Consider the following 7,611-nt stretch of genomic DNA (forward strand, 5'->3'; position numbering starts at 1 on the left):
ACGGCGCGCCCCGCCTGCGTCACATCCTGACGATGTCGAGCAGCGCCTTCTTGCCGCTCTTGTACGTGAACACCGAGATCGCACCGTGCTTCAGGTCGCCCTGCGGCGTGAAGCTCGTTTCGCCGATCACGCCGCGATAGTCGGTGGCCGGCATCGCGGCGAGCACCTTCGCCGGGTCCGTCGAATTCGCGCGCTTCATCGCGTCGACGATGATGTACACCGCGTCGTACGAGAACGGCGCATACACCTGCATCGGCTGGTGGTAGCGCGCCTCGTAGCGCTTCACGAACGCCGCGCCGCCCGGCATCTTCTCGAGCGCGATGCCGGCTTCCGAGCACACGACGTTGTCCGACGCCGGGCCCGCGAGCTTCGGCAGGTCGGTCGAGCACACGCCGTCACCGGCGAGGATCTTCGCGCGCATGCCGAGCTGGCGAGCCTGCTTCGCGAGCGGGCCGCCGGTGGCGTCCATTCCGCCGTACATGATCGCGTCGGGGTTCTCGCCCTTGATCTTCGTGAGGATCGCGCGGAAGTCGATCGCCTTGTCGTTGGTCGCGTCGCGCGAGATCACCTTCATCCCGGCCGATTTCGCGGCCTTCTCGAACTCGGTCGCGAGGCCCTGCCCGTACGCGGTCGAATCGTCGACCACGGCGACCGTCTTGATCCCCATGTGCTTCGCCGCGTACATCGCGAGCGCCGGCCCTTGCTGCGCATCGGTCGCAACGACGCGATAGGTGGTCTTGAAGCCCTGCTGCGTGTACGTCGGGTTGGTCGCGGCCTGCGAGATCTGCACGACGCCGCCGTCGCGATAGACACGCGATGCGGGAATCGACGTGCCCGAGTTGTGATGGCCAACGACGCCGACCACCTTGTCGTCGACGAGCCGCTGCGCGACCTGCGTCGCGGTGCGCGGGTCGCCCGCGTCGTCCTGCGCGTCGAGCTGCAGCGTGATCTTCTTGCCGCCGATCACGAGCCCCTTCGCGTTGATCTCCTCGACCGCGAGCCGCGCGCCGTTCTCGCTGTCCTTGCCGAGATGCGCGATCGCGCCGGTCAGCGGCGCGACGTGCCCGATGCGCACGACCTCGTCAGCGTACGCGGACAGCGCGGACAATGCGCACGCCAGCGCGGCCGCGGTCGCGCATGCCGTCTTGTTCCGATGTCGATTCATGTTCGTCTCCTTCCTTGTCGCTCTTGGTTCGTGATCAGGACCGTCGTTGATTGCAGGCAAAGCGATGCGCTCACGCGCGCCCTTCGAAGCCGAGCAGCACGTTCACCGCGTTGATACCGATTTCCTCGACCATGTAGCCGCCCTCCATCACGAACAGCGTCGGCAGGTCCAGGCGCGCGAGCGCTTCGCCGATCCGCAGGTAGTCGGGCGAGCGCAGCTTGAAATGGCTGATCGGGTCGTGCTCGAACGTGTCGACGCCGAGCGACACGACGAGCAGGTCGGGCGCGTGCTTCGCGATCGCTGCGGTGGCCTGGCCGAGTGCCGCCGAGTAGGTGTCCCACTGCGTGCCCTTCGGCAGCGGCAGGTTCAGGTTGAAGCCCTCGCCCGCGCCGGTGCCGCGCTCGTCGGCATGGCCCGAGAAGTACGGATACGACACCGCCGGCTCGCCGTGCAGCGACGCGAACAGCACGTCCGGACGGTCGTAGAAGATGTCCTGCGTGCCGTTGCCGTGGTGGAAGTCGACGTCGAGCACCGCGACGCGCGCGGCACCGCTCGCGATGCCGTGCTGCGCGGCGATCGCCGCGTTGTTCAGGTAGCAGTAGCCGCCCATGTACTCGCGGCCCGCATGGTGGCCAGGCGGCCGACACAGCGCGAACGCCGCGCGCGCGCCGCCGTTCGACAGCAGGTCAGCGCCGGTGAGCGCCGAGTTCGCGCTCGCGCTCACCGCGCCCCACGTGCCCGCGTTGATCGGCGCGCCGGCATCCATCGAGAAGAAGCCGAGCTTGCCGTCGATGAAGTCGGGCAGCGTGGCGGCCGACGGCATCGCGCGCACCGGCCACACGAGCGGCAGCGCCTGGCAGGTGCGGCCGGTCGCGGTCCATTCGTCCCATGCGCCGGCGAGGAAGTCGACGTAGCGCGCGCTGTGCGCGCCGGCATAGCACGCGCGATCGAACGCACGCGGCGCGATCACGTCGCCGAGGCCGGCCGCGCGGACTTGCGCAAGCACCGTTTCGGCACGAAGGGGATTCTCGAACGAATCGGTGATCGCGCCGTCCTTCAGTTCGACGCCGCGATGCAGATGATGATCGCTGCTGTAGACCGTGAGCATGGTTGACCGTTGCAGTGAAAGCTGTGAGGGGTGGCAACAGTCTATTGACGCCGGCCGGCAATAGCTTTGCTTTTCACCTCTTCGTTTCGTACAATTTTGAGAAAACCGTCTACGGAGACCCGGGAATGAGCAAAAATCGCGCTTCGGTGGAACTGGACGGCGTCGACCGCGCGATGCTCCGCCTGCTGCAGGAAGACGGCGCGCTGTCCAACGCGACGCTCGGCGAACGGCTGTCGCTGAGCGTCACGCCGTGCTGGCGGCGGCGCAAGCGGCTCGAGGACGAAGGCGTGATCACCGGCTACCAGGCGAACCTGGACCGCCGCGCGCTCGGGATGAACGTGTTCGCGTTCGTGCAGGTCACGTTCAACATGCATTCGGACCAGGATTCGGATCACTTCGAGGACGTGATGCGGCGTCACGACGAAGTGACGTCGTGTCACAAGATCACCGGCGCGGCCGACTACATCCTGCAGGTCGTCGCGACCGATCTCGACGCGTACGCGGAATTCGTCGAACGCGTGTTGCGCAAGCAGGCCGGCGTGTCGTCGATCCAGTCGAGCCTCGCGCTACGCGAGGTCAAGTTCTCGTCACGCGTGCCGGTGCCGGATGCGTGATCGTTCATGCGCCCGCGCACGGGCATCCGCTGTCGACCTTCATCCCATGGAGCGCTACCGTATGAAACATCTCATTTCTTCCGCGTCGCTTGCCGCCACGATCGCTCTCGCGTTTGCATTGGGCGCGTGCGCGACGCAGCCGCCCACCCCTCTCCCGCCCGATGTCGCCGGGCAGGACACGCAGGGTGCACAGACCGCCCAGGCCGCGCCGCCGATGGTCGGCGGCGATCGCGACGCGCACGGCTGCATCGGCTCGGCGGGCTACTCATGGTGCGAGCAGACGCAGCAATGCGAGCGGCCGTGGGAACTCGCGAAGGCGCGCGGCTTCGCGAATTCGGCGCAGGGGTACGAGCAGTTCTGCCGGAACGGCGGAGCAAAGTGAAGTGATGTGACCGGGTCGCGGTGCAACGCCGCGACTCGATGAAGTGCATGCGCGACGCGCGACATGCGCGTCGCGCGCGTTTCGCCCCGCTGATCCCGACCGTTTTTCCCGTTCCGCGCACCGTCATTCCGGAAACCCGGACACGCAAAAAACCCCACGAAAACAAGGATATTCCGCGCCTGCGACACGGCAATCGAGTTCGGTTATATTACGCGCCCCTTGCCATCCCGCCCCCGCGGAACGCATTGCGCGCGGCCGCTTTCGACACGGTCCGAGGCGCCGTCCGGCGAGGCCTGCGGCAAGGGCCTGCGCGCCCGTCGCACGACCGTGAAGCCTGTGATTGCATGAGCGCATGAAGCCGATCCGAAGGTGTCCTTCGCAACGGCTTCGCGTGCGCAAATGCAACGTCGAACGCGGTCGGTCCGGAATTCCGGATTCGCGATCCGGATCTCCGGATGCGCGAGCCGGTTGCGATTCCGCATCGGCCGGGCGGCATGGCAAACCGATGCATCCAAGTTGAAAAAGGGATCTGCTGTGATCAAAACGTTACGGGTAATACTGTCGGCGCTCGCGCTGTGCGTCGCCGCGTCGTCCGCGCACGCCGCCGATACGAAGAAGGTCGACGTCCTGCTGGTAGGCGGCGGCATCATGAGCTCGACGCTCGGCGTGTGGCTGCACGAGCTTCAGCCCGACTGGTCGATGACGATGGTCGAGCGCCTCGACGGCGTCGCGCTGGAAAGCTCGAACGGCTGGAACAACGCGGGCACCGGCCACTCGGCGCTCGCCGAACTGAACTACACGCCGGAGAAGGCGGACGGCAAGATCGACATCTCGAAGGCGATCGAGATCAACGAGTCGTTCCAGATCTCGCGCCAGTTCTGGGCGTGGCAGGTCAAGCAGGGCGTGCTGAAGAACCCGCATTCGTTCATCAACTCGACGCCGCACATGAGCTTCGTGTGGGGCGACGACAACGTCCGCTTCCTGAAGAAGCGCTACGACGCGCTGCAGGCGAGCCCGCTGTTCCGCGGGATGCAGTATTCGGAAGACTACGACCGGATCAGGCAGTGGGTGCCGCTGATGATGGAAGGCCGCGACCGTAACCAGAAGGTTGCGGCGACGTGGACGCCGATCGGCACCGACGTGAACTTCGGCGAGATCACGCGCCAGTTCGTCGGCTACCTGAAGACGCAGCCGAACTTCACGCTGTCGCTGTCGAGCGAAGTGCGCGAGATCACGCGCAACGCGGACGGCACGTGGCACGTGTCGTGGGTGAAGCTGCATTCGGATGAACCGCCGCAGGCCGTCGACGCGAAGTTCGTGTTCATCGGCGCGGGCGGCGGTGCGCTGCACCTGCTGCAGGCGTCGGGCATCCCCGAGGCGAAGGATTACGGCGCGTTCCCGGTCGGCGGCTCGTTCCTCGTGACCGACAACCCCGAGGTCGTGAAGCGTCACCTCGCGAAGGCGTACGGCAAGGCGTCGGTCGGCTCGCCGCCGATGTCGGTGCCGCACCTCGACACGCGGATCATCGACGGCAAGAAGATCATCCTGTTCGGGCCGTTCGCGACGTTCTCGACCAAGTTCCTGAAGAACGGTTCGTACTTCGACCTCGCGAAGAGCACCAACCTGCACAACGTCGCGCCGATGATGCGCGTGGGCGTCGACGAATTCCCGCTGGTCCAGTACCTCGCCGGCCAGCTGATGCTGTCCGACGACGACCGCTTCAACGCGCTGAAGGAATATTTCCCGGACGCGAAGAAGGAAGACTGGCGCCTGTGGCAGGCCGGCCAGCGCGTGCAGATCATCAAGCGCGACCCGAAGAAGGGCGGCGTGCTGAAGCTCGGCACCGAGATCGTCAGCGCGCAGGACGGCAGCATCGCGGGCCTGCTCGGCGCGTCGCCGGGCGCGTCGACGGCCGCGCCGATCATGCTGAACCTGATGCAGAAGGTGTTCAAGGACAAGGTCGCGACGCCCGAATGGCAGCAGAAGATCCGCCAGATCGTGCCGAGCTACGGCACGAAGCTGAACGACAGCCCGGCGAAGGTCGTCGAGGAATGGACCTATACGAGCGACGTGCTGCAACTCTCGCCGCCGCCGAAGATCGACCTGACGGCGCCGTCGCAAGCGACGGGCTCCGCCCCGGCGAGCCCCGCGAAGGCAGCGGCCGACATGGCGCTGTAACGCGTCCGGCCCCGTTTTTCCGCGCGAACGCACGGCCGCCCTCCGGGGCGGCCGTTTTTCATGGCGGACGGGGCAGCACCGCGCGCATCGACCGGCGGCGCGCTCGCCGGTGGTCCTCGCCGGTGGTCCTCGCCGGTGGTCCTCGCCGGTGGTCCTCGCCGGTGGTCCTCGCCGGTCGTCCTCGCCGGTCGTCCTCGCCGGTCGTCCACTGCCGGGCTACCCACTGCCGATATCCCACCGCCGATAGCCCGCTACCGATAGCCCGCTACCGATCGTCCGCTGCCGGCCACCCGCATCCGCTAGAATTGCGGGCACGCGCGACGCTGTCGCCCCCGATCCACCATCCGCATCGACGCGGTCCACGCGACCGCCGGTGCGGCCCGCGCCCGAGCCGCGCGAGCGCCGCACACCGTTGCCGCGCCCGCCGGGCGCGCCACCAACCGAATTCAGCTGGAGAAAAACCGTGTTTACCTGCCGAAACCAGAGCTGCGGCACGCAGTGGGAGCAGTCCGACGTCGTCATCAAGGACGAGGGCCAGGGGCTGCTGTTCCGCTGCCCGCTGTGCGGCGCGCGCAACTATCTCGAACGCTTCGAGGCCGAAGACGGCACGATCGTCTACGAGCAGATGGCAGGCCGTCCTTACCTCGGAGACCTGGAATGACCCAGCCGACCGCCACGCCCTTCAGCGCGCTATCGCTGACGCCCGCCGTGCTTGCGAACCTCGCGCAGCTCGGCTACGTCGACATGACGCCGATCCAGGCCGCGAGCCTGCCGATCGCACTGGCCGGCCACGACCTGATCGCGCAGGCGAAGACGGGCAGCGGCAAGACCGCCGCGTTCTCGCTCGCGCTGCTGGCGCGCCTCGATACCCGCAGCTTCGACGTGCAGGCGATGATCCTGTGCCCGACGCGCGAACTCGCCGACCAGGTCGCTCAGGAAGTGCGCCGCCTCGCGCGCGCCGAGGAAAACGTGAAGGTGCTGACGCTGTGCGGCGGCACGCCGATGCGCCCGCAGGCGCAGAGCCTCGAGCACGGCGCGCATATCGTCGTCGGCACGCCGGGCCGCATCATGGATCACCTCGACCGCGGCAACCTGAAGCTCGACGCGCTGAACACGCTCGTGCTCGACGAAGCCGACCGGATGCTCGACATGGGCTTCTTCGACGACATCGCGAAAGTCGCGCGGATGTGCCCGACGACGCGCCAGACGCTGCTGTTCTCCGCGACCTATCCGGACGGCATCGCGAAGCTGAGCCAGCAGTTCCTGCGCAACCCGAAGGAAGTAAAGCTCGAGGAGCGCCACGACAACAGCAAGATCCGCCAGCGCTTCTACGAAGTGACGGAAACCGAGAGGCTGCACGCGGTCGGCCAGTTGCTGAACCACTACCGGCCGGTGAGCACGATCGCGTTCTGCAACACCAAGCAGCAATGCCGCGACCTGCTCGACGTGCTGCACGCGCAGGGCTTCCACGCGCTCGCGCTGCACGGCGAACTCGAACAGCGCGAGCGCGACCAGGTGCTGATCCAGTTCGCGAACCGCAGCTGCTCGGTGCTGGTCGCGACCGACGTCGCCGCGCGCGGGCTCGACATCGCGCAGCTCGAGGCGGTGATCAACGTCGACGTGACGCCCGACCCCGAAGTGCACGTGCACCGCATCGGCCGCACCGGCCGCGCGGACCAGGAAGGCTGGGCGCTGAGCCTCGCCAGCATGGACGAGATGGGTCGCGTCGGCGCGATCGAGCAGGCGCAAAAGCGCGACGTCGAATGGCATCCGCTCGCGGAACTGAAGCCGGCCGGCAACGACACGCTGCTGCCGCCGATGGAAACGCTGCAGATCCTCGGCGGGCGCAAGGACAAGATCCGCCCGGGCGACGTGCTCGGCGCGCTGACCGGCGATGCCGGATTCGACGGCAAGCAGGTCGGCAAGATCAACGTGACCGAGTTCTCGACCTATGTCGCGATCGAGCGCGGCGTCGCACGCGACGCGCTGCGCAAGCTCAATGCGGGGAAGATCAAGGGCAAGCGGGTCAAGGTCCGGTTGATGGACGAGGAGTGACCGCAAGCGGCGCGGCTGCCCCCGCAGCCGCGCCCCGCGGCACAACCCCCCCAACACCCCCCGGACGGATAGCCCCCCGCGGCCGGCACCCGCCCGAAAGAGGCAAAGG

Annotated in this window: 7 protein-coding genes; 5 read left to right on the forward strand and 2 right to left on the reverse strand. The window is 67.3% G+C overall.

The window, feature by feature from the left end; translation table 11 throughout:
- Positions 1-19: 19 nt before the first annotated feature.
- The gene (locus DIE22_RS25600) at positions 20-1,165 is read right to left on the reverse strand and encodes a branched-chain amino acid ABC transporter substrate-binding protein (RefSeq protein ID WP_124606363.1); all 1,146 of its coding nucleotides are present in this window, start codon (positions 1,163-1,165) and stop codon (positions 20-22) included.
- Positions 1,166-1,235: 70 nt separating this feature from the next.
- On the reverse strand, positions 1,236-2,273 hold the full coding sequence (locus DIE22_RS25605; protein ID WP_124606364.1) for a histone deacetylase family protein: 1,038 nt from the start codon (positions 2,271-2,273) through the stop codon (positions 1,236-1,238).
- A gap of 125 nt (positions 2,274-2,398) precedes the next feature.
- Between DIE22_RS25605 and DIE22_RS25610 the strand changes: the two genes are divergently transcribed.
- The 5 genes from DIE22_RS25610 to dbpA all read left to right on the forward strand — a co-directional run bounded on the left by DIE22_RS25610 (position 2,399) and on the right by dbpA (position 7,502).
- On the forward strand, positions 2,399-2,887 hold the full coding sequence (locus DIE22_RS25610) for an Lrp/AsnC family transcriptional regulator (protein WP_057926304.1): 489 nt from the start codon (positions 2,399-2,401) through the stop codon (positions 2,885-2,887).
- Positions 2,888-2,948: 61 nt separating this feature from the next.
- A complete protein-coding gene (locus DIE22_RS25615) occupies positions 2,949-3,269 on the forward strand; it encodes a hypothetical protein (RefSeq protein WP_124606365.1) in 321 nt (106 codons plus the stop codon).
- 516 nt (positions 3,270-3,785) lie between these two features.
- Positions 3,786-5,447 (forward strand): malate dehydrogenase (quinone), encoded by a 1,662-nt coding sequence (gene mqo / locus DIE22_RS25620; protein WP_185640683.1) that lies wholly within the window; start codon positions 3,786-3,788, stop codon positions 5,445-5,447.
- A 463-nt stretch (positions 5,448-5,910) separates the two neighbouring features.
- On the forward strand, positions 5,911-6,108 hold the full coding sequence (locus tag DIE22_RS25625) for a hypothetical protein (protein WP_124500016.1): 198 nt from the start codon (positions 5,911-5,913) through the stop codon (positions 6,106-6,108).
- Positions 6,105-7,502: an ATP-dependent RNA helicase DbpA gene (dbpA, locus tag DIE22_RS25630; protein ID WP_124500017.1), complete on the forward strand. Its 1,398-nt coding sequence runs from the start codon at positions 6,105-6,107 to the stop codon at positions 7,500-7,502. Before DIE22_RS25625 ends, dbpA begins: the two co-directional genes overlap by 4 nt.
- Positions 7,503-7,611: the final 109 nt, after the last annotated feature.

The organism is Burkholderia sp. Bp9142 (genome assembly GCF_003853415.1).
Taxonomy (GTDB): Bacteria; Pseudomonadota; Gammaproteobacteria; order Burkholderiales; family Burkholderiaceae; genus Burkholderia.

Coding starts and splice junctions, on each gene's coding strand:
- DIE22_RS25610 (WP_057926304.1), top strand. CDS start 2,399: ATGAGCAAAAATCGCGCTTCGGTGGAACTGGACGGCGTCGACCGCGCG.
- DIE22_RS25600 (WP_124606363.1), bottom strand. CDS start 1,165: ATGAATCGACATCGGAACAAGACGGCATGCGCGACCGCGGCCGCGCTG.
- DIE22_RS25605 (WP_124606364.1), bottom strand. CDS start 2,273: ATGCTCACGGTCTACAGCAGCGATCATCATCTGCATCGCGGCGTCGAA.
- dbpA (WP_124500017.1), top strand. CDS start 6,105: ATGACCCAGCCGACCGCCACGCCCTTCAGCGCGCTATCGCTGACGCCC.
- DIE22_RS25615 (WP_124606365.1), top strand. CDS start 2,949: ATGAAACATCTCATTTCTTCCGCGTCGCTTGCCGCCACGATCGCTCTC.